This is a genomic window from Treponema sp. (genome assembly GCF_051883275.1).
Classification (GTDB): Bacteria; Spirochaetota; Spirochaetia; order Treponematales; family Treponemataceae; genus Treponema_D.
This window is the reverse complement of record NZ_JBJETK010000067.1, coordinates 12,248-34,938: the sequence shown is the minus strand read 5'-3', so window position 1 is coordinate 34,938 and position 22,691 is coordinate 12,248. Positions and strand designations below refer to the sequence as shown.

At 39.8% G+C, this 22,691-nt stretch carries 24 protein-coding genes; 12 read left to right on the top strand and 12 right to left on the bottom strand.

The features are described from left to right. Window positions 1-120 precede the first annotated feature (120 nt). A complete protein-coding gene (gene asnS, locus ACI4L0_RS10330) occupies window positions 121-1,572 on the bottom strand; it encodes an asparagine--tRNA ligase (RefSeq protein ID WP_439800091.1) in 1,452 nt (483 codons plus the stop codon). Window positions 1,573-1,975: 403 nt separating this feature from the next. On the opposite strand from asnS, the gene ACI4L0_RS10325 reads away from it, so the two are divergent. Both ACI4L0_RS10325 and ACI4L0_RS10320 read left to right on the top strand, forming a co-directional pair. Continuing rightward, window positions 1,976-2,794, top strand: coding sequence for a sigma-70 family RNA polymerase sigma factor (locus ACI4L0_RS10325; RefSeq protein WP_439800090.1), 819 nt, complete (start codon window positions 1,976-1,978; stop codon window positions 2,792-2,794). 60 nt (window positions 2,795-2,854) lie between these two features. After that, the gene (locus ACI4L0_RS10320) at window positions 2,855-3,751 is read left to right on the top strand and encodes an MBL fold metallo-hydrolase (RefSeq protein WP_439800089.1); all 897 of its coding nucleotides are present in this window, start codon (window positions 2,855-2,857) and stop codon (window positions 3,749-3,751) included. Between the two features lie 232 nt (window positions 3,752-3,983). Here the strand turns inward: ACI4L0_RS10320 and rpmB are convergent, their stop codons facing one another. Together rpmB and uvrB are read right to left on the bottom strand one after the other, a co-directional pair. Further along, window positions 3,984-4,214: a 50S ribosomal protein L28 gene (rpmB, locus tag ACI4L0_RS10315; protein ID WP_439800088.1), complete on the bottom strand. Its 231-nt coding sequence runs from the start codon at window positions 4,212-4,214 to the stop codon at window positions 3,984-3,986. Window positions 4,215-4,452: 238 nt separating this feature from the next. Continuing rightward, entirely contained in the window at window positions 4,453-6,450 is a 1,998-nt protein-coding gene (gene uvrB, locus ACI4L0_RS10310) for an excinuclease ABC subunit UvrB (protein WP_439800087.1), read from the bottom strand. A gap of 336 nt (window positions 6,451-6,786) precedes the next feature. Between uvrB and ACI4L0_RS10305 the strand changes: the two genes are divergently transcribed. Next, window positions 6,787-7,416, top strand: coding sequence for an NAD(P)-dependent oxidoreductase (locus tag ACI4L0_RS10305; protein ID WP_439800086.1), 630 nt, complete (start codon window positions 6,787-6,789; stop codon window positions 7,414-7,416). A gap of 150 nt (window positions 7,417-7,566) precedes the next feature. Further along, complete coding sequence (locus ACI4L0_RS10300) at window positions 7,567-7,959, top strand: NifB/NifX family molybdenum-iron cluster-binding protein (protein ID WP_439800085.1); 393 nt, start codon at window positions 7,567-7,569, stop codon at window positions 7,957-7,959. A 130-nt stretch (window positions 7,960-8,089) separates the two neighbouring features. On the opposite strand, the gene ACI4L0_RS10295 is transcribed toward ACI4L0_RS10300, so the two are convergent. Then, window positions 8,090-8,413, bottom strand: coding sequence for a helix-turn-helix domain-containing protein (locus tag ACI4L0_RS10295; protein ID WP_439800084.1), 324 nt, complete (start codon window positions 8,411-8,413; stop codon window positions 8,090-8,092). 122 nt (window positions 8,414-8,535) lie between these two features. Here ACI4L0_RS10295 and ACI4L0_RS10290 point away from each other — a divergent pair, with 122 nt between their 5' ends. The 7 genes from ACI4L0_RS10290 to ACI4L0_RS10260 all read left to right on the top strand — a co-directional run bounded on the left by ACI4L0_RS10290 (window position 8,536) and on the right by ACI4L0_RS10260 (window position 16,003). Continuing rightward, window positions 8,536-9,252, top strand: coding sequence for a hypothetical protein (locus tag ACI4L0_RS10290; RefSeq protein WP_439800083.1), 717 nt, complete (start codon window positions 8,536-8,538; stop codon window positions 9,250-9,252). Between the two features lie 207 nt (window positions 9,253-9,459). Continuing rightward, window positions 9,460-10,449, top strand: a complete 990-nt coding sequence (locus ACI4L0_RS10285) for a hypothetical protein (protein WP_439800082.1) — start codon at window positions 9,460-9,462, stop codon at window positions 10,447-10,449. A gap of 19 nt (window positions 10,450-10,468) precedes the next feature. Continuing rightward, on the top strand, window positions 10,469-10,945 hold the full coding sequence (locus ACI4L0_RS10280; protein WP_439800081.1) for a hypothetical protein: 477 nt from the start codon (window positions 10,469-10,471) through the stop codon (window positions 10,943-10,945). Between the two features lie 2 nt (window positions 10,946-10,947). Next, window positions 10,948-11,232 (top strand): hypothetical protein, encoded by a 285-nt coding sequence (locus tag ACI4L0_RS10275; protein ID WP_439800080.1) that lies wholly within the window; start codon window positions 10,948-10,950, stop codon window positions 11,230-11,232. Between the two features lie 37 nt (window positions 11,233-11,269). Next, entirely contained in the window at window positions 11,270-14,455 is a 3,186-nt protein-coding gene (locus ACI4L0_RS10270) for a caspase family protein (protein WP_439800079.1), read from the top strand. Between the two features lie 15 nt (window positions 14,456-14,470). Beyond that, on the top strand, window positions 14,471-15,433 hold the full coding sequence (locus ACI4L0_RS10265) for a DUF4384 domain-containing protein (RefSeq protein ID WP_439800078.1): 963 nt from the start codon (window positions 14,471-14,473) through the stop codon (window positions 15,431-15,433). A 99-nt stretch (window positions 15,434-15,532) separates the two neighbouring features. After that, window positions 15,533-16,003, top strand: a complete 471-nt coding sequence (locus tag ACI4L0_RS10260; protein ID WP_439800077.1) for a hypothetical protein — start codon at window positions 15,533-15,535, stop codon at window positions 16,001-16,003. Window position 16,004: 1 nt separating this feature from the next. Here ACI4L0_RS10260 and ACI4L0_RS10255 read toward each other — a convergent pair whose 3' ends face one another. The 7 genes from ACI4L0_RS10255 to ACI4L0_RS10225 form a co-directional block, all read right to left on the bottom strand. Continuing rightward, window positions 16,005-16,514: a GNAT family N-acetyltransferase gene (locus ACI4L0_RS10255; protein WP_439800076.1), complete on the bottom strand. Its 510-nt coding sequence runs from the start codon at window positions 16,512-16,514 to the stop codon at window positions 16,005-16,007. Further along, entirely contained in the window at window positions 16,511-17,596 is a 1,086-nt protein-coding gene (locus ACI4L0_RS10250) for a formylglycine-generating enzyme family protein (RefSeq protein WP_439800075.1), read from the bottom strand. The genes ACI4L0_RS10255 and ACI4L0_RS10250 overlap by 4 nt, the downstream gene beginning before the upstream one ends. Continuing rightward, the gene (locus ACI4L0_RS10245; RefSeq protein ID WP_439800074.1) at window positions 17,559-17,981 is read right to left on the bottom strand and encodes a formylglycine-generating enzyme family protein; all 423 of its coding nucleotides are present in this window, start codon (window positions 17,979-17,981) and stop codon (window positions 17,559-17,561) included. Before ACI4L0_RS10245 ends, ACI4L0_RS10250 begins: the two co-directional genes overlap by 38 nt. 260 nt (window positions 17,982-18,241) lie before the next feature. Beyond that, window positions 18,242-18,976 (bottom strand): AAC(3) family N-acetyltransferase, encoded by a 735-nt coding sequence (locus tag ACI4L0_RS10240; RefSeq protein ID WP_439800073.1) that lies wholly within the window; start codon window positions 18,974-18,976, stop codon window positions 18,242-18,244. Then, a complete protein-coding gene (locus ACI4L0_RS10235) occupies window positions 18,973-19,416 on the bottom strand; it encodes a flavodoxin domain-containing protein (RefSeq protein WP_439800072.1) in 444 nt (147 codons plus the stop codon). The genes ACI4L0_RS10240 and ACI4L0_RS10235 overlap by 4 nt, the downstream gene beginning before the upstream one ends. Before the next feature lie 20 nt (window positions 19,417-19,436). Continuing rightward, window positions 19,437-19,865: a pyridoxamine 5'-phosphate oxidase family protein gene (locus ACI4L0_RS10230; protein WP_439800071.1), complete on the bottom strand. Its 429-nt coding sequence runs from the start codon at window positions 19,863-19,865 to the stop codon at window positions 19,437-19,439. A 27-nt stretch (window positions 19,866-19,892) separates the two neighbouring features. Further along, a complete protein-coding gene (locus tag ACI4L0_RS10225) occupies window positions 19,893-20,444 on the bottom strand; it encodes a GNAT family N-acetyltransferase (RefSeq protein WP_439800070.1) in 552 nt (183 codons plus the stop codon). Window positions 20,445-20,563: 119 nt separating this feature from the next. Here ACI4L0_RS10225 and ACI4L0_RS10220 point away from each other — a divergent pair, with 119 nt between their 5' ends. Then, window positions 20,564-21,136, top strand: a complete 573-nt coding sequence (locus ACI4L0_RS10220; RefSeq protein WP_439800069.1) for an N-acetyltransferase — start codon at window positions 20,564-20,566, stop codon at window positions 21,134-21,136. Between the two features lie 55 nt (window positions 21,137-21,191). Here ACI4L0_RS10220 and ACI4L0_RS10215 read toward each other — a convergent pair whose 3' ends face one another. Next, window positions 21,192-22,505 carry a serine hydrolase domain-containing protein gene (locus ACI4L0_RS10215; protein WP_439800068.1) on the bottom strand — a complete coding sequence of 438 codons (1,314 nt, stop codon included), beginning with the start codon at window positions 22,503-22,505 and terminating at the stop codon, window positions 21,192-21,194. Window positions 22,506-22,691 lie beyond the last annotated feature (186 nt).

Here is a 22,691-nt window from a genome sequence, read left to right as displayed (position 1 = left end):
CCGTTTTTTTAGGAAGTGCTGAAAACTCATGTTCCCAGAGGCACTTTAAAAAACAGAGAGCCTGAAATCCCGGAAAATGCCGGCATATAAGAAAACTTCAGAGTTCCGGGGATTGTCCTTCTAGAAATCTGCGAGTTTTGGTGCACGCGGGTACGGAATTACATCGCGGATATTTTCCATTCCTGTTACGTAGCGGATAAGGCGCTCAAATCCCAGACCGAATCCTGCGTGCGGAACAGTACCGAAACGTCTCAGGTCAAGATACCATTCGTAGTTTGACATGTCCATATTCCGTTCCTTGCATGCCGCAAGCAGCTTGTCGTAGTTTTCTTCGCGCTCTGAACCGCCGATGATTTCGCCTATTCCAGGAACAAGCACGTCTACTGCCCTTACGGTTTTTCCGTCTTCGTTCAGTTTCATATAGAACGACTTGATTTCCTTAGGGTAGTTGTAGACCATTACCGGACACTTGAAAATCTGTTCCGTAAGGTATCGTTCGTGTTCCGTTGCAATGTCGCAGCCCCAGTACGGCTTGAATTCAAATTTATCTGCGTGTTTTTCAAGTTCGGCGATTGCATCCGTGTAGGAAATCCGCTTGAACTTTGAATTTACTACGTGTTCCAGCATTTCAATAAGTCCTGGCTGAATTCTCTTGTTGAAGAATTCAAGGTCTTCGCGGCATTTTGTGAGCGCCCAGTTCAGAAGATACTTAATGAATTCTTCCTGAATGTCCATATCGTCTTCAAGGGTGAAGAACGCCATTTCCGGCTCAATCATCCAGAATTCGGCAAGATGGCGCGGCGTGTTTGAATTTTCTGCGCGGAACGTAGGTCCGAACGTATAGACGCGGCTTAGCGCAGTTGCAAGAGTTTCCGCCTCAAGCTGACCTGATACTGTGAGGTTTGCTTTTTTTCCGAAGAAATCTTTTGAATAGTCTACGATTTTGTGAGCGTCCTCAATTTTCATTCCGCCGAGTCCGGCTTTTACGCCCATTTCAGCGATTTTTTCCATAGAAAGCGTCGTAACCTGGAACATTTCGCCCGCGCCCTCGCAGTCAGAGCAGGTGATTTCCGGCGCATTTATATACTGAAAGCCGCGCTCCTGAAAGAACGAATGGACTGCAAATGCCATCTGGTTTCGCATACGGTATACTGCGCCGAACGTATTTGTGCGGGCGCGAAGATGCGCGTTTTCGCGTAAGTATTCCATTGACATTTTATTTTTCTGCAGCGGATATTCTTCCGGCGGGCATACTCCGAGGCAGGTTAATTTTTCAAGAGTTACTTCAACTGCCTGGCCAGAAGCCGGTGACGGTACGAGAAGTCCCTCCGCGCGTACGGAAGCGCCTGTGTTCAGCTTTTTAAGTTCGGCTTCGATAGAGTCTGCATTTGCATTATCAGATGGATTATTGCGGTCAAAAGTAAGCTGGATATTTGCAAAGCAGCTTCCGTCATTAACCTGTATGAAAACAAGGTTTTTAGAATCCCGGACTGTGCGTACCCAGCCGCATACTGTAATGTTCTTTCCGTCCGGCTCTGAAACAAGGATGTCTTTGATAAGTGTAGGAACCATACATTTTCTCCATCTGATAATAGAATAATGATGTGTCATTTTAATTATTTGCGCGATATTCTTCAATAGTATTTACCTTTTCCTTTGGACTTTGCCGTCGCCATTTTCACCAGTTGTTTGGGACTGCTGTATAAAAATTTAGACAGGTGAATTTTTTAGAACTGTGCATTTTTTTATACAGTTGCTGTGGTTTTGTTTTTAATTTTTTTGTTTTTTTATACTGAAGTATTGTTTTCTCTGAGCCGCTTTTTCTTTTAATTTGTTGTATTGCCGTGATTTAGAGCATTTGTATTCAGAAAATTAAGAATTTCAGCGCTCTTCTATACAAAAATAATTTTTTTATGCGGGAAATTTCAGGTTTTGGCACAGTAATTGCTAATGTTTATTATTAATTGGAGTTATTATGGATTTGGACATTGCCCAGCAGTACTTGAATTCTATTAGAAAATATCCGCTTCTTTCCGCAGATGATGAAGTTGCCCTTGCGGCGCGTATCAGGCAGGGTGATAAGGATGCTTTTCAGCTTCTTGTTAATTCCAACCTCAGGCTTGTTGTGAGCATTGCGGCAAAATTCAAGCCGGATTCATTTACTGTTATGGATTTGATTCAGGAAGGAAACATGGGGCTTATGGCCGCCGCGCATAAGTACAACCCGTCTTTTGGAACAAGATTTTCCACCTACGCCTACAAATGGATTTCGCAGTATATCATGAAATTTCTCAACAGCGGAGTTTCCCTTATTACGATTCCTGTGCACAAGGAGCAGCTTTTGCGCCGCATACGGAAAATCCAGGATGATTTTTTTCACTGGAAGGGAAGGGAGGCTTCTGTGCAGGAACTTTCGCTTCTTTCCGGGATTTCGGAGGAAAAGATTGCCAGCGCGCTTGAGTGTCCGTGCACGATGATTTCGCTTGATGCCGAAGTTTCAGACTGCAAGAATTCAGCTATGCTTGCTGAGCTTATTTCCGACACTTCTTTATCTCCGGAAGAGAGTGCTGTAAGGGAAGAATCCAGAAGCTACGTGAATTCCTTTATGAAAAAGCTTGCGGTGAATGAAAGGGCTGTTTTGTGGCACCGGTACAATTTTGACAATGAACTGCATGAAAAAACTCTGCGCGATATAAGCAGAATTATCGGGCTTAGTCCTGAGGCTGTGCGCCAGACTGAAATCCGCGCAAAAAAGCACCTGAGGTCAGCAATGGAGTCCGTCTGCGCCGTCTGAAAGCCTCGGGATTTTCTCTGTGGTATTTCAAAAATTCCTGCAAAGAAGTAATATATCGGCATGAAAATGATTCTTACAGGCACAGGAACCAGCCACGGAATTCCTGTTATCGGATGCGACTGCCGTGTGTGCCGCTCGGAAGATTCCAGGGATATGCGCTTGAGATGCAGCGCGTACATTGAAATGCCGGCTGGAATTCTTGTGGATGTGGGGCCGGAATTCAGAATTCAGGCACTGAAATACAAAATCCGCAATGTCAGCGCAGTTTTTATAACCCACAGCCACGCCGATCATTTGCACGGCATAGACGATCTGCGGGTTTTCAGCCACACAAAGGCGCTTGACCCTGCCAATCCGGGCAACACGGAAACTGAAGGGAGCGGCCTTGCGATATACACCAATACAAAATCCGAGCAGGATATACGCCACAGGTTTGACTACATTTTTACACCCGTTACAGAAGGCGGCGGAAAACCTAAAATCCGCATTATGAGCGCAGAAGGAATTACCGCTGACCAGCCGCTCTGCATAAACGGAGTTGAAGTTGTTCCCGTGATGCTAAAGCACGGACATCTTGATGACATGGGCTTTCTGTTCAGTGAGCGGCAGGAGTCCGGCGAAAAGCACAGCATTGCCTATCTGACAGACTGTAGCTTTGTTCCTGAAAATTCTATTGAGCTTGTCAGGCGGAATGCCGGAATTCTTGATCACCTTGTGATTGACGGGCTGAGGGAAAAGCCACATTCAACGCACTTTTCGTTTGAGCAGGCTCTTGAGGCCGCTGAAAAGATGAATCCGCGCAATGTTTATTTGACGCACATAACGCATAATATGAGCCATGTTCAGATTCAGAAATTTGTGAAAGATATTCTGTGGAAATTCCCCGGCTTGAAAAAAAGTGCTGAAAACGGATTTTATGTCGGGCCTGCTTACGACGGTCTTGTGCTTGAATGTTAGGTTTGCGCAAAAAATTCTTGACGGGGTTTGCCGCGTTGCAAGTTGAAAATAAAAATTTTTGGGATTTTCTTCAATAAAAGAGCAAATATTTTAGGGAAAGTTTAAGTTTAAAAATTCAATTTTCTAAATTTGAATTATACTGGCAATTTAGAATTTTCAGAAAGACTGGAAAAATATTATTAGGACAGCCCCGGAAAACTGAAGCTTTCCGGGGCTGCTCTATAAGCTGAAACTATTCAGACTTGCTTGCGCCTGCATTAGCAGGAGTTACATTAATCTTTTTTACAATAAAACCTGAGCGGAGACACTGTGTGCAAATCTTGATTGTTCTAGTTGTTCCATCAATTTCTGTTTTAATCTTCAAAAGATTTGGCTTCCACTGACGGCGTGTATGGTTGTATGATTTGCTTACTCTGTTACCGTGCATAGAATGTTTTCCGCAGACATCACATGATCTTGACATATATCTTACCTACCTTGAAATTAAATAAACGCTCCCGAAAAATAATATAGAAAGCAAGTTCTTCAGAAACAAGGCTCTTTTCGGAAAAGCATTTTCGTTACTATAGGTTCCTGCAAGCTTCAAGCTATCGACTTGAAACTCGCATTTTTAGAAATTTCCTATAATAGTTCAAACATAATATAGAAAAAGCGTACTTGTGTCAATGCACAGAAAAAAATCAGCTGTTTTACTGCGCTGGCTATTTGCCGTATGTTTTTTCTATTTCAATAATCTGGTCTCGCAGAACCGCCGCCTGTTCATATTCCAGACGGTCAGCTGCTTCAGACATTTCTTTTTTCATAAGCTCAAGCAGTTTTTTACGCTGCTGGGCTGAGAAAAGATTTGTGCTTTTTTTAAGGGCTTCAAGCTGTATGTTTGCTTCCTGTTCCGCTTCAGCCTTCTGCCGCTCAAGGATGTCTTCCACTGCCTTTTTGATTGTCTTTGGAACGATGCCGTGCTCCTGGTTGTAGGCTTCCTGAATTGTGCGCCTGCGGTTTGTTTCGTTAATGGCTTCCTTCATGGCATCGCTCATTCGGTCTGCATACATGATGACGGTTCCATCGGAATTTCTGGCGGCTCGTCCTATAATCTGAATCAGCGAAGTGGTGCTTCGTAAAAATCCGATTTTGTCTGCATCAAGAATTGCAATCAGTGAAACTTCAGGCAGGTCGATTCCTTCGCGCAGAAGATTTATTCCAATCAGGACTTCTGTTTCGCCGGTGCGCAGGCTCTTTAAAATTTCCACGCGCTCAAAAGTGTCGATTTCAGAATGAATATATTTCACTTTTAAATTCAGCTCGGAAAGATAGTCGGTTAAATCTTCCGCCATTTTTTTTGTGAGGGTAAGAATCAGGGAACGCTCTCCTTTTTTTATGCGCGCGCTGACTTCCCTGAAAATGTCCTGCATCTGTCCTTCGCTCGGGCGCACTTCGATTTTGGGATCCAGAAGACCTGTGGGGCGGATAATCTGCTCTACAACCTGCGATGATTTTTTGATTTCCTCGGGGCGCGGTGTCGCCGTGACAAAAATCACCTGGTTCATTTTTTTTGTGAACTCGTCGATTTTAAGCGGACGGTTGTCCAGCGCGCTTGGGAGTCTGAATCCAAAGTCTATGAGGTTCTGTTTGCGCGCGCGGTCGCCTTCGTACATTGCTCCAATCTGCGGAACGGAAACATGGGCTTCGTCGATTATGCACAGAAAATCGTCCGGAAAATAGTGAAGCAGGGTTGCAGGAGGATCGCCCGGGTTTCTTCCTGAAATCGGCCCGGAGTAATTTTCAATTCCAGAGCAGTAGCCCATTTCCTTCATCATCTCAAGGTCGTATGTTGTCCTGGTTTTTAGCCGCTCTGCCTCAAGAATTTTTCCCGAGGCTCTCAGTTCTTCAAGGCGCGCCTCAAGCTCCGACTGTATTTTTTCTGTGACGTTTGCCATCTGCTCTTTTGGAACAACGAAATGCTTTGCAGGATAAAGCTGAAGCTCGTCCAGGTCTTCTATTGTTTCGCCTGAAACTGCATTGAATCTTTTTATGCGTGAAATCTGGTCGAAGTCAAGCTCGATTCTGTAGGCTTCGTCTGTTTCCATGTAGGGCGGAAAAATTTCTATTGTGTCGCCCTTTATGCGGAATTTTCCGCGCTCAAGAATCATGTCGTTTCTTTCGTACTGAATTGAAATGAGCTGCCCGGCGATTTTGTGAGTGTCAAGGTCGTTTCCCTTTTCAACGTGAATCCGCATTTCCTTGTACAGGTCAGGCATGCCAAGACCGTAGATGCAGCTGACTGTAGCAACGATTATTACATCGCGCCGCTCCATAAGCGCATAGGTTGCTGCCAGTCTGAGCTTGTCAATTTCCTTATTTATAGAAGCATCTTTTTCTATATAAAGGTCGCGCGCTGGAACATAGGCTTCCGGCTGATAATAGTCGTAGTAGCTTACAAAATATTCCACGGCGTTGTCTGGAAAAAATGTCTTGAATTCTCTGTAGAGCTGGGCAGAAAGCGTTTTGTTGTGGCTTATAATCAGAGTTGGCCGCTGAACCGCCTCTATAATTTTTGCCATGGTAAATGTCTTGCCGCTTCCTGTGACACCTTTTAATGTCTGGTATTTGTCGCCGCGGAAAAATCCCTGCGCCAGTTTTTGTATAGCCTGAGGCTGATCTCCTGACGGCTCGAATGTAGAAACTACATGAAATTTTCTCATGCTTCTATTCTAAACAAAATATGCGGGAATTTCTATAAATTGAATCTTCCTGCCTGTAAAATTTGAATTTCGCAAACAAATAAAATTGGAAAAATTACACTGCAAGTTCCATCAAAAAATTCATGCTAGGAAAGCGAACCGTTTTTTATGAAGGCGAATTGAAAATAAAAACGGAATAATTTATCTTCCGGTTTTTATGCTTTGCTGCCTGAAAAAAAATAATAAATTTTTTCATTGTAACTATTGACATTACAACGAAACTGACATATTCTTTTATTAGTGATGTAATACCGGTAGTTACAACAAAAAAAACAAGATACCATTTTGGAGGTATATATGAAAATTGCTGTTGTATGTGCAAACGGAAAAGCCGGAAGGCTTATTGTAAAAGAGGCTGTAGAACGCGGTCTTGACGTTACGGCTTTTGTTCGCGGAGAAAACAAATCTCTTGCGCCAAAGTTCGTTTCAAAAAATCTCTTCGACCTGACTTCGGAAGATTTGGCAGGCTTTGACGTAGTTGTAGATGCGTTCGGTGCCTGGACACCTGACACAATTTCGCAGCATTCGACATCGCTTAAACATCTGTGCGATATACTTGCAGGAACAAAAGTTCGACTTCTTGTTGTCGGCGGAGCAGGAAGCCTCTACGTAAACCCGGAGCATACTGTTCAGCTTGTGGACACGCCTGCCTTCCCGGAAATGTTCAAGCTCCTTGCTTCGACACAGGGACAGGCACTTTCACAACTGCGCCAGAGGAACGACGTAAACTGGACATACATCAGTCCTGCGGCAGATTTTCAGGCAGACGCTGAACGCACGGGAAAATATATTCTTGCAGGCGAAGAACTTACGCCAAACTCAAAAGGCGAAAGCATCATAAGCTACGCAGATTACGCCATCGCAATGGTAGACGAAATCACCAGCGGAAATCATATCCGCGAGCGCATTTCCGTAGTCCGCCAGTAAAGTGAACAAAAAAAAACCGGAATGTTTTTTCAAAAACCGTAAATGACTTTGGTGACGGCTTTGGAAACATTCCGGCTTTTTTGCGATTGTTTTATAAATTTATAAATGCTATACTTCCGCTGTAAAAATCAAAATAAAAAAGGAAGCTTTATGAGAATTGCAGTGACTTATGATAAAGAAAATATTTTTCAGCATTTTGGACACACAGAACAGTTCAAGCTTTATGATGTTGAAGATGGAAAAATTACAAATGCGGAAGTTGTCGGAACAAACGGACAGGGGCACGGCGCACTGGCGGGTTTTTTAAAAGAAGCCGGGGCGGATATTTTAATTTGCGGTGGAATCGGCGAAGGTGCAAAAACTGCGCTGACAAATGCAGGAATAAAATTGTACGGAGGAGCCGCAGGGAATGCAGATGCCGCTGTCCAGGCTTATTTAAAAGGCGAGCTTGCATTTAATCCTGATGTAAAATGCAGCCACCATGGACATTCGCACGAACCGGGTCATTCCTGCGGAACACACAGCTGCGCGGATAAAAATTAATTCAGTGCGTCAATATCACCGCTTTGAATTGCGCCAATGTTCTGCCTGATTTTTTCTTCGCTCCAGTTCCACCATTCAAGTGAACGGAGCCTTGAAATTACATCGTCAGAAAAACGCTTTCGGATTTGTTTTATTGTTTGTTCAATCGATTTTTTTTGATTGCCTGTGCAGTTCCAATCAGAATATTTATTTCAGTATCAGAAAAATTTTTTATTAGTGAAAGAAGCGTAATATGTGCTCTGTTCTGATTGTCTTTTTTTTCATCCGTCAGAAATGAAAGATTTACATCGAGTGCTTTTGCAATTTTGACTGCTTTTGTCAAGGTTGGTTCTGCTGAATTTTCTTTTAGATAGGATTTTATTGTATTTTCGCTGATTCCTGTTTTTGCTGAAAGTTCTTTTATCTGAATATTTTTACATTCCATAAGATAACGGACATTATCCTTAAAACTCATATAGTCATAATAGTAATATTTTATTTTTTTTTGCTTGCGTTTAGTAAAATATTATCTTACAATTTTAAAAAAGGATAAAATATTATCCAGACTTTTAAACTTTTTATTTTATGGAGATTTTTATGAAAAAAACTGTTTTATTAAACTGTATCGTTGGTTTATCTTTAGCTATGTTTGTGGCAGGCTGTGCTTCGACTTCTAAAACAGAAGCTGCACCGCAACAGTCAAAAGTGCCTGTTCAAAAAACTGTTTCAAGAGAAACAATTGACTGGAAAGGAGCAGGTCTTGGGGCTGAAATTCCCGGCTGGGCTGTCGCTGCAACAGAAGACGATTTTGAAGGACTGTCTGCAGATTTAAGAAAAAGATTAGACGGAAAATTTTACATCTTTATAAGTACAGAACGCGTAAGAAAAAATACAGATTCTACTAAAGATTTAAAAATGGCACAGGAAGCTGCCGCTGCAAATTATATGGTAACTATTGCACGCTCTTTAAATGCTGCAGTTGATGCACGCTTTAGCGGAGTTCTTTCTGCAAATGAAGATACTCAAAAAACGCTTGTTGCAACTGCTGCAAATGCAAGATTTTCTGGATTCAGCCGAATTGCAGATACATGGGTTTTGCAAAGAGTTACTGATTCTAAAACAAACCAGGTTACAGACACATATACTATAGTTCAGATTTACGCATGCGATCAGGCATTGTGGCAGGAACAGGCTGCAAACTACATCAGAGAATTTGCAAATAAAAATCCTGACAGTGACGACATGAAAAAAGCCGCAGCAATGGCAGATGATATTGCTGCATCTATAAAGCCGGGACGTATCAGCTCAAATTAAAATAACGACTTATTCTCTCAGTTGATAAAAGTTGTTGCTGAAAACTTAACGCATGGAAGTGCTGGAAATGATTAAAATGTTAGTCAGCACTTCCTTTAATTTTTAGCGGTTCGCTTTTCTGAGTGAGAGAACGATAAAGACCGCTAAAACGGCGTGGCTTTCATTTATTTCAAAGTTCTTATTGCAAACTTTTTTATGGGAGAAATAATGAAACAATTTCTTTTATTTTTACATATTTCAATTTTTTTTCTTTTTTCCGTTTCTGCAAAAAATATTCCAGACTGGCTAAAAAATCCTGAAAAAGAATTCCCTGAAGAAAAATTCATTTATGCAACTGGCAAAGGCAATTCCGAAAAATCTGCACAAAATTCTGCCCTTGCAAATATTTCGCTTTATTTTGATGTAAAAACAGATATCGTCATGCGTTCTGTAAAAGAACTTGGCGACTTTCAATCTGACAGAGAAATACATTCAGTTGATTCTGAATCTTATTTTCAAATCAATAATATTTCGTCTTCTGCAGATTTTTTTCTTGTAAAGTTTACGGAATCTTATTATGACAAAAAGACAGATACATTTTCAATTCTTGCGTACATAAACAGAACGGAAGCAGCTCAAATTTATTCCATGCGAATAGAAGGGCTTTTAAATTCTATCAGAGAATTAAAGTCCTCGGCAAAAACAGAAAGCGAACCTTTTTTTGCCGCAGAAACGCTCCGTAAAGCAGAGGAACTCGGAAAAATCGCAGAAAATTACATAAAATGCGAAACGACGATTATTCCAGATAACCTGATAAAATATAAACCCGAATTAAAGATGATTTCAGAAATTGCACGCGAGAGAACTGAATTAAAAAAATCCCTTACTTTTTCAATAAATATGAACACTTCAGAAAAAAAATATTCACCGGTTTTTACGACTGTTGCTTCTGTTCTCGAAAAAAACGGATATTCTTATTCCCTGGAAAATTCTAAATACAAAATTCTTATAAATATTTCAGGCACAGAAGAATCTTATAAAGCCGGAGAATTTGTCCGCCTCTCTATTGACGTTCTTATTTTAAACGATTCAGGAAACGGCGTTTATACATACTCAAAAGCCTTCGGTCGCACCGGCGGAAAAACACTGGAACAGGCATACATCCTTGCAATAAACAATATTAAAAATGATTTGGAAGAAAATTTTTTATCGGAGTAGAGGGGAGGAAGAGAAGAAATTGGAAGAGAAGATTAATTTTAAAGAGTTTTTATTGAAACAGTATGATGACATGCTGGGTTCAAAAGACAGGCTTGAAAGTAAAATTGCATCTTATTTAACTACTGAAGCGTTAATTTTGGCAACAGCAGTTTCTTATATTGCAATTTTAAAAGAAGCAAAATGTTTAAAGAATTTTTTATTTTTGGATGGAATAGTAGTCTTTATTGGCTTATTTAATTTATTGGTTTGCATAATAACTTTGATGCCTAAATTATTCAGTGCCTTTGATTCAACAAGTTTATATTTATCGTATATCGATAAAGAAGAAATAGATGATAAATTATTAAGTATAAATGAAGCAATAATATATAAAAATAAAAAAGTAATAAATTCTATGAGGATAGGATATATTGTTGTTTCAATAGGATTAATTTGTCAAATTATTGCTTTCATCTTTGTAAGCATTGTATTTTTTGAAATTTTATCAGGAGTTTAATCATGAAAAATAGTGTAAAGCTTAATAAAAAAAAGAAAAATAATAATGAAGTTTCTGTTGATATTACAGGTTTAATCAATGGAGAAATTCGTTTTAATGGTCAAATCATCGCAACTGTAGTTGATGGAGAAATAAAAAATTATCCTTTGGCAGGAACTGTATCAAAAACAGAAGGGGAAAAAAACAATTTAGAAACACGAAAATTAGGTATTATGGAGCGGGATCCAAAGTCAAGTACTAGAAATAAAAAATCCTTGATAGATACAAAAGTGGGAAATCCCTTGTAATTAATTCCTTAAACACACCAAAATCAGGAGACCATAAATGAAAAAAACAGCCTTAACAGTAATACTTGCCCTGCTCGCAGTATTTTCTACTTTTGCAAAACCTGGGATTGTCGTACAGGATCAACATCCTAGCATGGTAAATTATTTAAAGTTCAGCGCTGACGGAAAATACCTTTTAAGTGCGGATTATACGCAGATAAAAATCTGGGAATACAAATCCGGGATGCTGCTTAAAACCATCATAAAGCAAGACTCTGCTCGTGCAGATTTTTCTCCAGACGGAATGTCATGTGTCTATATAGATGAAAACAATAATCTTATGTTTCATGACTTAAAAACAGACAAAAGAGTTTTGCTGGAAACTTGTAAAGAAGATTATGGCATTTCGTATGATATAAAATTTGCACCGAACGGAAAGTTTTTTACTGTTATAGACGATTTAAGTAACATTTCAATGTATGATACGCAAAATTTAAAAAAAACATTATTGATTGATACATTTGAAAATTTTTATTTATTAACTTATGTTTTTTTTCCGAATTCCAATTTACTTGCAGTTTCAGCAGAGAATAAAAAATCAGAAGAACGTACTATTCTTGTCATTGACATTCAGAAAAAATCAATTTCCAGCATTTATAATACAAAATTTAAATTTGTGCAATCTCTTGATGTTTCAAAAAACGGAGAATATATTGCCTGTTCTGATTCGAATGGTAATGCCGTTTTAATCAATAACAGCACTGGTAGAATGCAGAGTATTGATTTAAATTTAAAATATGATGATAAGCATATTGAACTGATAAAATTTTCTCCAGACGGCAAAAAAATATATGCTATTACAGTTCCATATAGTATTATTCAATACGATATAAAGACAAATGCCAAAAACATAAAAAAACTTGATCGCTATCATGCTTCATTTGCTTTTTCACCTAAAACAGGAGAACTGGTTTTGGGCGACTTTCAAAGTGCAAAAATTTATGATTCATATACTTTGAAACTGAAAAGAAACATGATACCTGACTCTGCAGGTTATTTTCATTTTTTTCCTAAATCCAAACTGGCTGCTTGTCAAAATTCTAATGAATATTTCCTTTTTACGGATGACCTAAACTTTGCAGGTACGAAAAAATACAGATGTTTAAGTACTGACGATTTTTATCAGCAATATACTGACATTTCTGATTCAGGTTATTTTGAAATTGATGAAAAAAACAACTTAATAAAATACAGGTCACCTGACAATAAATATGCAGAATTTCCGTTACAGAAAAAGATTGAAAATAATTATCGTATCGTGGAAAACCCTTCTCTATCTTTGTTTGTCATAGCAGAAGAAATCGCAGATGGCAAGACACGCCTTCATCTTTATGATTTGAATGACAGGGAGTATTACTGTTATATAGAAATAGATGAAAAATATTTAAAGAGAAAAATCAGTCCTTCAGGTAACTATATTATCAGCAGGAACTGGGGTTGCAAAACAAAAGTCTATACAAAACCCGACAAAAAGAATGATTACTCTTATACAGTATTTTCTTTCGGTGATTTTGCAAATGTCAATTTTTCCCCTGATGAGCATTATGTCGCCGTAAGTGCAGAAAAAGGTGGTGATAAGATTATATACGACACATCTGATTCAAAGTCATGGAAAGCCGTAAGGACTTTTGAGCACTGTCTTGGAGATGCCTGTTTTTCAAATGACAACAAATATATCGTACTAGATGATAATGTCAACCTCAATATGTTTGAAATATCCACAGGAAACAAAATCAGGACATTCAAAACAAATGGTTTTGACTATAATTTTTGTTTCAGTGCCGATGATACGCAGCTTTATGTAACGGGCAACGGAAAACTCCAGTGCTATTCAGTCAAGACTGGAGAACTGCTTGCAGAACTGTATGTCGATGAAACCGGCGATTACCTTGTCTGTACTCCGGACGGATATTTTACGGGAACGGAAGGCGGCATAAATAAATTCGTGCATGTAGTTGACGGCATGGAAGCTACGGAACTCGGACAGCTTGCAGAAACATTTTTCCGCCCGGACATCGTCGCAGCAAAAATCCGCGGAGAAAACATCGAAAAACTCAACCTTTCTTCATTCTCTGACGTTCTTGCAACAGGAAACGCACCTGCCGTAAAATTCGATGACATCCCTTCGTCAGCAAAAACGCGCGACGTTACCATAAACATTTCCGTTGAGGACAAAGGCGGCGGCATCGGTTCGGTTTTCCTCAAGCTCAACGGCAAGGTAATCCGCCTTGCAGGAAGCGAAAGAAAGCTTGAACTCGTCGGCGGCACTTCAAAAAAGAAAAAAGAAACAGGCAAAAATACAAAGACATTCTCTCATCTCGTAACCCTCCAGAACGGCGAAAACACAATCGAGGCATACGCTACAAATTCCGCAGGGAAAATAGAGAGCCGGCACGCTTCTGCAAAAATCAGCTGGCAGGGAACTGCCGAAAAGCCTAGCCTCTATGTACTTGCAGTCGGCGTAAACAAGTACAACGACATCGCCTTCAGGCTTAATTACGCAGTCCCCGATGCAACTTCGATTGCCTCGTTCTTTGAAAAATCAGGCGGAAGCCTTTACCGGAGCGTAAACGTTTCTACGGTCATAGACGGAGAAGCAACCGCAGAAGGAATTTCGCGCGCCTTTGACTCTTTAAAAAACAAAATTTCTGCCGACGATGTTTTTGTATTCTACATTTCAGGACACGGAACGACACATAAAAACGACGGAGATTACTATTTCCTTCCTGTTGACTTCAGGTGGAAAAATGAGGAATCCATCCGCCTGAACGGACTTTCAAAAACTTTCATCACTGAAAACCTTTCAAAAATCAGGGCACAGAAAACGCTCATTATGCTTGACACATGCAATTCAGGAGCATTCGTTTCTGCGGCGACAAGGGGAATCGAAGAGAAAATGGCAATAGACAGGCTCAGCCGTGCGACGGGGCAGGCAATAATTTCTGCATCGTCAAATGACCAGAGCGCAATGGAAGGCTTTGAAGGTCACGGAATCTTTACCTATGTAATCCTCGAAGGACTTTCAGGAAAAGCCGATTCAAACAGGGACGGCTATATCTCGCTTCTGGAACTGAGTACTTATGTAGAAGACAAAGTTCCTGAATACAGTTTTGAAAAGTGGGGCTATATGCAGAATCCTCAGTCAGACCTGAAGACTGCAAATTTCCCTTTGATAAAAAAATAATTTAGGAGACCATAAATGAAAAAAACAACCTTAACAGTAATACTCGCCCTGTTCGTAGTATTTTCTACTTTTGCAAAAACTTTGATGTTCGAAGATTTACTGAACAATGCGGCAACAGAAATTTCAGCTGACATTGACGGAAAAGTAGAATCGCTGGCAATTCTCGATGTAAAAACAGAATACTGGGCAATTTCTGATTACATCGTTGATGAACTCGTGCATTACTTTACCCGTCGGTTCGGCTCAGGGAACATTATCGCGCATGATGAATTTACCCGAACCCTGATTGAAAATGAATTTGAATATCAGCAGTCAGGGGCGGTCAGTGATGACACAATTCAGCAGATTGGACGGGAACTTGGAGTTGACGGTATTATTATCTGTGAATTCGTAGAAGTTTCGTCAGGCTGGAATCTTTTTGTAAAGGCAATCCATGTTGAAACAAAAAAACAGATTTCTTCGTGGAAAGGGAAAATTGACAAAAACGATAAAGAAGTCCGGTTTCAGATTGAAAAATCAAAAAAATCTTCGCGACCGAAAATACAAATTTCAAATTCATCTTCAAAACAGACAGCAAAGAAGTCTGAATTATCTATAGAAGTAAGCATGATAAATGAAGATGGCGAAAGTATTTCGGTTGTGCATCCGGGCGACTTAATTCGATTTAAAGTTTTTTCTAATAAAAATGCGTATCTTGCAATTTTATGTGTCGATGCAAAAAACAACGAAGAATGGCTGCCGTTAGAAGAAAATTACATTCGTTCCGGCGAAACAAGAATTTTCCCTGACATCCCTGGAGCAGTTCTAAGAGTACAGGAGGGAATTTTTGGAAGCGAACAGATTAAAGTGTTTGCCTGCACAGAAAAAAGTGATCTTCCAAAACCGGGCAAAATAATCGGAACACGAGCATTTATTCTTGCCAAAGAAGGCTCTGAACGCGCTGCCGTAGAACTTTCTTACAAAGTGTTATCAAAATAAATCAACAAGCAGAAATTTAAAACGGAAAACTCCGCGCAAAATTTCTGCTTATATTGTCCTGAATTTTTCAAGACAATTTCATTGAAGGAGAAACACAAAATGAGATTGAAGTTGCGTATAGCACTTTCTTTGCTTTTTATTATCAGTATTAATGTTTTTGCGCAGGAAAAAATAGAACATGACAAAGATGTATGGTATCAGCTTATTCTTATTCCTGTTGAAGATGACAGCGACCCTTACACTTTTGAATGGATTTGGCGCAATACTTCGTGGAAAGATGTAATAGGTTTTGTTGACCCTAAAAAAATGGCAGGCGATGGAAGTTTTAAAATATCCGATTTTAATTTTATGAATCCGTCCAGCCGAATGGGAGTTGAACTTCGTGCAGCACTTTCTATTTTTGAAAGCAACAAACTTATAGAAGGAAACTCATATAAAATTAACGACATTAATTTCACTGTAAAAAATAATGGGGTTGTATGGCAGCCGGACAAAACATTCTTACTGATGCTTGTAAAACTAAAAGCGTATCCTGCAGGTGAAAACGATGCCGGATATGCGTGGTGGTAAATCACTTCCCTGCCACATATCTAAAATGTTTCATATCTTCGCCACGGTAATGTTTTATTCCGGCATCCTTGATTTTCATTCCGTTGCGGAGTGCTACATTTTGCGATGCCTGATTTGTATCGCGGATTATCGAACATACTTCACTGGCACCGAGTTTATTAAACGCGTATTCTTTGCAGGCAATCGCGGCTTCCGTTGCGTATCCTTTGTGCCAGAAGTTCCGTTCAAATAAATATCCGACTTCGAGAACTTCATCGCCATTCCAAGTCTGCATCGTAAGACCGCACTGACCTATCATTCTGCCGTTTTCTTTCAAGACGACCGCCCACAAACCAAAGCCGTATTTTTCGTATCGTTCAAACTGCCTGTCAAGCCACTGCTGAACTTCCTCGTCAGAAAACGCTCCGTTGTAAGCGTACATCGTTTCTTCGTCCTGAAGAATTCTTTTTAAGGCGGACAAATCGCCTTGTTCAAGTTCCCTCAAAAATAAACGCTCTGTTTCCAATATCATTTTTTTTCTTCGCAGTTCCTTATGATTCTAAAACCGACAGAAGAAAACTCCTGTGACGGAATAAACACGTATGAAAAATCAGGTGAACAGCTTTCAGAAACATCTAAAAAACAACCGCCCTTGACAAACCTTGAAGGTACATATTCCTCATCGTCATTATATCCATTTTCGCGCAAAACGATGTATTCGTCAAAACACCATTCGGCACAGTTTCCGCTCATGTCAAAAAGATTAAAAGAATTCGGCTTTTTCTGGGAAACAGGTTTAAGGGAATTTGAATTTTCACAGAACCAGGCAACTTCTTTTAAATCATCACTTCCGGGATACTTATAATTTTCGTTTGCCTTTGCAAAATAAATCCACTCCTCGCAAATTAAAAGCCTGAAACCGTCTGCAGAATCATCTTTTGAAATTTTACCGGCAATTTTATTTCGTTTCAAAGGAACATAATTCCACTCTGAAACATTTTTTTTGCCGTTCACAGAATAGACTTCTTTAAATCCCTGACTTTTGCTTAAAGCGTTGCAGAAATAAATCCTATCATACCAGCTGACATTTACAGCAGGGAAATCTTCTCTTTCAACAGTACATTTTGCATCCTGCATAACCGAATTGTAAAAAAATTCAGTAACTTCAGTTTTAAGAACAAGGAATTGTTTTCCGTCCTTTTCAATTTTTGAAAAACCGTCTTTTAAAATGGCTTCAAATTTATTTTTTCGGCGGTTTAATTCTTTTGCATCGGTTCTGCAAATTCGGAAACCAACAGAGTTATATTTTTCCCACGGATAAAACGAATTGACAGAACTGAACGAATCTTTCCATGACGAAGGAATGCAATATCTGAAATTTTCATAATTATCATCATCGATGTTATAACTGCGAGAATAATTGTAATCTGAACACCACTCGCCTACATTTCCAGTCATATCATACAACCCAAACTGATTCGGCTTTTTTGTTGCAACCGAATGAGTTGTCTTTCCGCTGTTTTCTTCTAACCAGGAATTTTCAATATTTTCTTGAATATAATCTGAATTATATGTTTCAGTTTTTTCCACAACAGGCATAAAACCATTCTTCATAATGCGGAAGCCTGAACCCATCTGAAAAAAAATCTTCGCAAATTGCGCCTTCAATTTTTTCTCCTTTGTGCGGAACATAATTCCATTCAGAAACATTTTTTTTGCCGTTTACAGAATAAACCTCATTTAAGCCGTGCATTTTGCTTAACGCATTGCAGAAATAAATCGCATCATACCAGCTTACGTTTTCAACCGGGAGATTTTCGCCTTTAAAAAAACTCGGATTTTCACCCATAACAGATTTATAAACTTCCTGCGTAACTTCGGTTTCAAGAATTGTGCATTTTCCAGAAGGAATCTGTACAAGTTTTAAATCTTTTGAATTTTGACACGCCAAAATAGAAAAGTTAAATAAAAGGAAAAAAAATTCAACTGCCTTCTTCATAAAATTCTCCGTTATTTTTAAGTCGTTATTTTTAAGATTGAAGAAAAAAATTTTCAAAGTTCTTTATGATTATTTTAGCACTTATATTTAAAATTTTAAAACATTTATCAATCTTTTTTTAGAATTATTTTTTTAGAAATTTATTTTTCAAGAAATTTATTTTTCAAGAAATTTTGCGGCGGTATGAGTTTTTCTCATCTTGCTTTTAAGTTCGCACAGTCTGGTGAGTGTTGCCATGCCTCAAAGTTCCCCGCGCACGATTACTCCAATCCGTACAATTTGAACGGATTGTTTTCAAGCTCGCGTCTGTAAATGCTTACAACGTCCCAGATGTCAAAAAACATATAGCGGCATTTTCCGATAAAGCCTTCCTGAACCAGACCTTTTTCACGCGCCATATCATAAATCGTGTACCAGGGTTTTACAGGCGGTGCGCCGGTTTCGATGAACCACTGGTCTTGCGGATATTTTTTGCAGACCTCTTCGCCGGGCGCAAAAATGGCGCTGATTTTTTCCGGCAGAATGTCCTCCATATAGTGCATTGCCGTAAGCTTATAAATGTCAACGCCAAGAAGAAGCGCTTTTCCGCCGTTGTGAATTGCATAGTCAAGTCCGCCTTTTGCAGCTTCCTGTGCGTGCGCTCCCCAGCCGGAAGTCCTGATAATTCCTTTGCCTGTTACAACGTCATCTCTTTTGCGGAACGTGTCGGCAATAATTCCCATCGCAGTTTTCGGCGCGTTTTCTTCGAGCACTTTTATTTTTACAGTTATGCCAAGTTCCGTGTCGTCCTGTGTGAGGGGAAGTTCGGGGCTTAATCTGAGCGCCGGCATAAAAATGCTTCCTGATTTTCCGACACATTTCATCAGTGAACTGATTACGGTTTCTGCACCGCCTTCGACATAGCCAAAACTGCTGAGCGAACTGTGGACTTCGAGAATCATTCCTTCGCAGAGTCCGATTTTTCTGAACGATTCAATCAATTCGTTTTCGTTCATTTTGAAATCAAGCCTTCGCAAAACAAAACGGCATTTTTAATTTCGTCATCGTCGGGATGATTTTTATTTAATCCTCCAAGCAATTTGAACGGCCCGTAGGTATCGTAGCCTTTGCAGCCATATTTTCCTTCAAAAGTGCACTTGCGCTCGATGGCAATTTTTTTTATATCATTGGCAGTGTTGCTGTTGATTTTTCCGCAGGTGAACATAGCAAAAACTTTTTTTCCCGCTGGAAGTGTCTTTGCAATGTTCACGACAGGCTCATAAAATTTGCCGAAGTCGATGCCCGAAGCAAAACCTATCAAATCGTAATTTTCAAGATTGACCGCAGAAGTCTGTTCTGCATCAACTGCATCAATCTGAAATTTCTGGCTGATAGCATCAACAAGTTTTTTTGTGTTCCCGTGATGATGTGAAGCGTAAACAATAAGTGTTTTCATATTTTTCCCCTGTATTTTTTTTATTTTGTAAAATCAATTTCGTATCGATTTCCGTTTGAAAACAAAATTCCGTCTGTCAGTTCGATGCAGAGGATGCAAGTGTTCTCATCGTCAAAATTGTTGTGACCGTTATCTATCCATTCGGAAAAAACTTTTTTCATTTTTTCTGCAATGCCGGCATTTTCTTTTTTACAGAACCAGCCGAGATTTTTTCCTGTTCCGTGCGCAGTGAACCATTCGCCTGAAATTGCAACGACAGGATTTTTTTTAATCTGCTGCATTTTATTTGAAAGTGAATATGTCAAAACATAAAAGGCTTTGCCGTCGTAATACGAATTGACTGTGCGGACGTTCGGCATACCATCGCTGACAGTTGCAAGCGCAATCAGGCTGTCTTTGCCGAATCTTTCAAGAATTATTTTTTCTGTTTCAGAATTCAATTTTTGCATTTTCTTTTCCCCTTTGTATTTTGATTTTCAGTTTAATCTGGAATAAATGTAAGTGTCTTTCCAGAGCGGATTATTGTTTTCGTCTTTCCAGAAATAGACGTTCTGCTTTAGATGTGCTTCACGCAAAAAATTAAGCGACTCAAGAAGCTTGCAGGAATTCTGGTTTTGAGGGTCGCACTCTGCAAAGATTCTGTGAGTTCCATTTGCAAAGGCGTTTTCAATCAGTCTGGCGCAGCTTTCTTTTGCATAGCCTTTGCCCCAGTATTTTTTATTGAACACATATCCGATTTCAAGCGAATTAAAATCACGCTTTCCAAGATATACATTGCCTATCATTTTGTGATTTTCTTTTAATTCAACCGCAATCATTTCTTCCGTTGAAATGCGCCACTCAAGATTTTGCTCTGTTTCAGATTTTGACATCGGCTTGTATGGTTCATATTTTACGACTTCACTATCCGAAAGATATTCAAACAAATCGTCAAGGTCATCTTTTCTGTAACGCCGTAAAATCATCCGCTGTGTTTCCGCAATAATATCCTGCATTTTTTCATTTCCGTTTTTAAAAAGATATTTCATTATACAATATAAGTCAATTTTCTGCCCGTCTTTTTTTTCGCATGGAAAATTTTTTTCTGTGATTGACACTGATTTATAGACATTCCATACTGAAACAAAATTAATTTGGGAGAAAAATTATGACCAGTGTTTATGAGAATTGTCCTTTTTTTGAAAATGAAAAATTTGAATTTCGTTTTGTAAAAAAATCTGATGCGCCGGATTTGCTGGAAGTTTACAGCGACAAAAATGCACTTCCGTTTTTTAACAGCGATAACTGCCACGGAGATAATTTTTACTATCCGACAATACAAAGAATGGAGCAGGCGATATCGTTTTGGCTGGAATCATATAAAAACAAATGGTTTGTGCGGTTTTCGATTATTGACAAAGAAAATGGCAAGGCAGTTGGAACTGTTGAATTATTTCACCGTGCTTCAACAGATAAATTTAATGATGCCGGAGTTTTGCGCATTGATGTAAAAAGCAGCTACGAAAACCGCGATGCTCTTTTTTCTGTTTTTTCAGCAATAGTTCCGCCGGCTTATGAGCTTTTTGAGTGCAGCCAGATTATTACAAAAATTCCTATTTATGCGATAGAACGGATTGCCGCCGCAAGTGAATTCGGTTTTACAAAATCTGAATTTTTATTGGTTGGAACAAATGACGGCTATGCGTATAACGGATATTGGTCAAAAAATATAAACGGATAAAAAAAAGGCTGCCGGTGAAAAACGTTTTTTGAATTTCACAGACAGCCTTTATCTTTTATTTTTTCATCAGATAGTCTGCAACTGCTTCATACGCCGGTATTGAAAGCGGATCGATGTACTTGTTCGAAGCAAGATACGTTGATGCAAACCGCGCTATTACCATTTCGGCAGCCGGGTCTATGTAAATTGCCTGTCCGTGAACGCCGCGTGCCATATACGCTCCGTGCGGATTGTTCGTAATCCACCACATATTATGGTAGCTCCAGCCGTCAAGTTTAGGATATTCGCCGCCTTTTGCAAATACAGCCTTGTATTCTGCGTCTGAACCGCCGGTTGCAATGTCTTTTACGGCTTCCGCAGGAATTATCTGCTTTCCGTTCAGCTTTCCTCCGTTCCGCATCATTTCTCCGAACATTGCCATATCACGCAGGTTCAGGCTGAATCCGCCTCCTGCAAACGCAATTCCCGACGGGTCAACCTGATAGTAGCCGTCATAGTGCGCGCCGAGCGGCTTCCAGATTTTTTCGGAGATAAGCTCTGTCAGTCCTTTGCCTGTTACGCGCGAGTTTATCCAGGCTAGAAGTTCCGTGTTCACCGTGCGGTAGCCGAACTCTTCTCCGTGTTCCTGTCCGTCAATTTTTTTAACGGTTGCAAGGTACTCGTAGTAGTTCTGAGGTCCTTTGTAGTCTGCCGGACGGAAAACGTTTCCTGCTGCGGAATATTTCCACACTTCGGCATTCGGATCGTTGTAGTCTTCGCTGTACTGGATTGCAGTCGTCATATCCATTACCTGACGGACGGTTGCATCTGCAAATCCGCTGTCCTTGAGTTCCGGTATGTATTCTGCAACAGTCTTTGACGGATCAAGCACGCCTTCTGCCACAAGAATGGAAGCGATTGTTCCGGTGAACGACTTGCTTACAGACATTGCCGCGTGAACGCCGTCCGGCTTGAGTCCTGCCGGATATTTTTCGTAGATGATTTTTCCCTTGTGCATAATGATTATGCCGTCCGTGTAGTTTGCATCAAGCGACTCTGCAAACGTCATTTCCTTGTCTGAATCCCACGGCGTAAAGGTGATTGAATCGATGTTTTCATCATATTTTGTCTTTACGGAGTACAGCTTTTCCTTTGCGGCAGGAACTGTGCGCGTAACGGAAAATTCCTGCATATGATTTACGCTGTATCGAAGTCCCGGAAAATTAAAATACGAACCGTCTGCCGCGTGCAGTGTTTTTTCCTTTGGCGGCGGAAAGCCCTGCTGCCACTGCATTTTCTCTGGATTTGTCGCATTTGCATCCGGATATTCCTGTGCAAATGCCCCTGCTGCCATAAAAACAGCAGCCATGCAGATTACTGATTTCTTCATAAGAAAGCTCCCATAAAAAATTAATTAAGGAAGTTTGCAACGCAAACCTGTGAATAAAAACCCTGTCGCTGTTTCAGACAAAATTCTTATTGCATCCTGTAAAAAAAATTGGAAAAACGCTGAATAATCCTAATGTGGCTTGTTCAGTGTGGAAACCTCGAAAAGCTGAAGTATCATCGGCAGGAA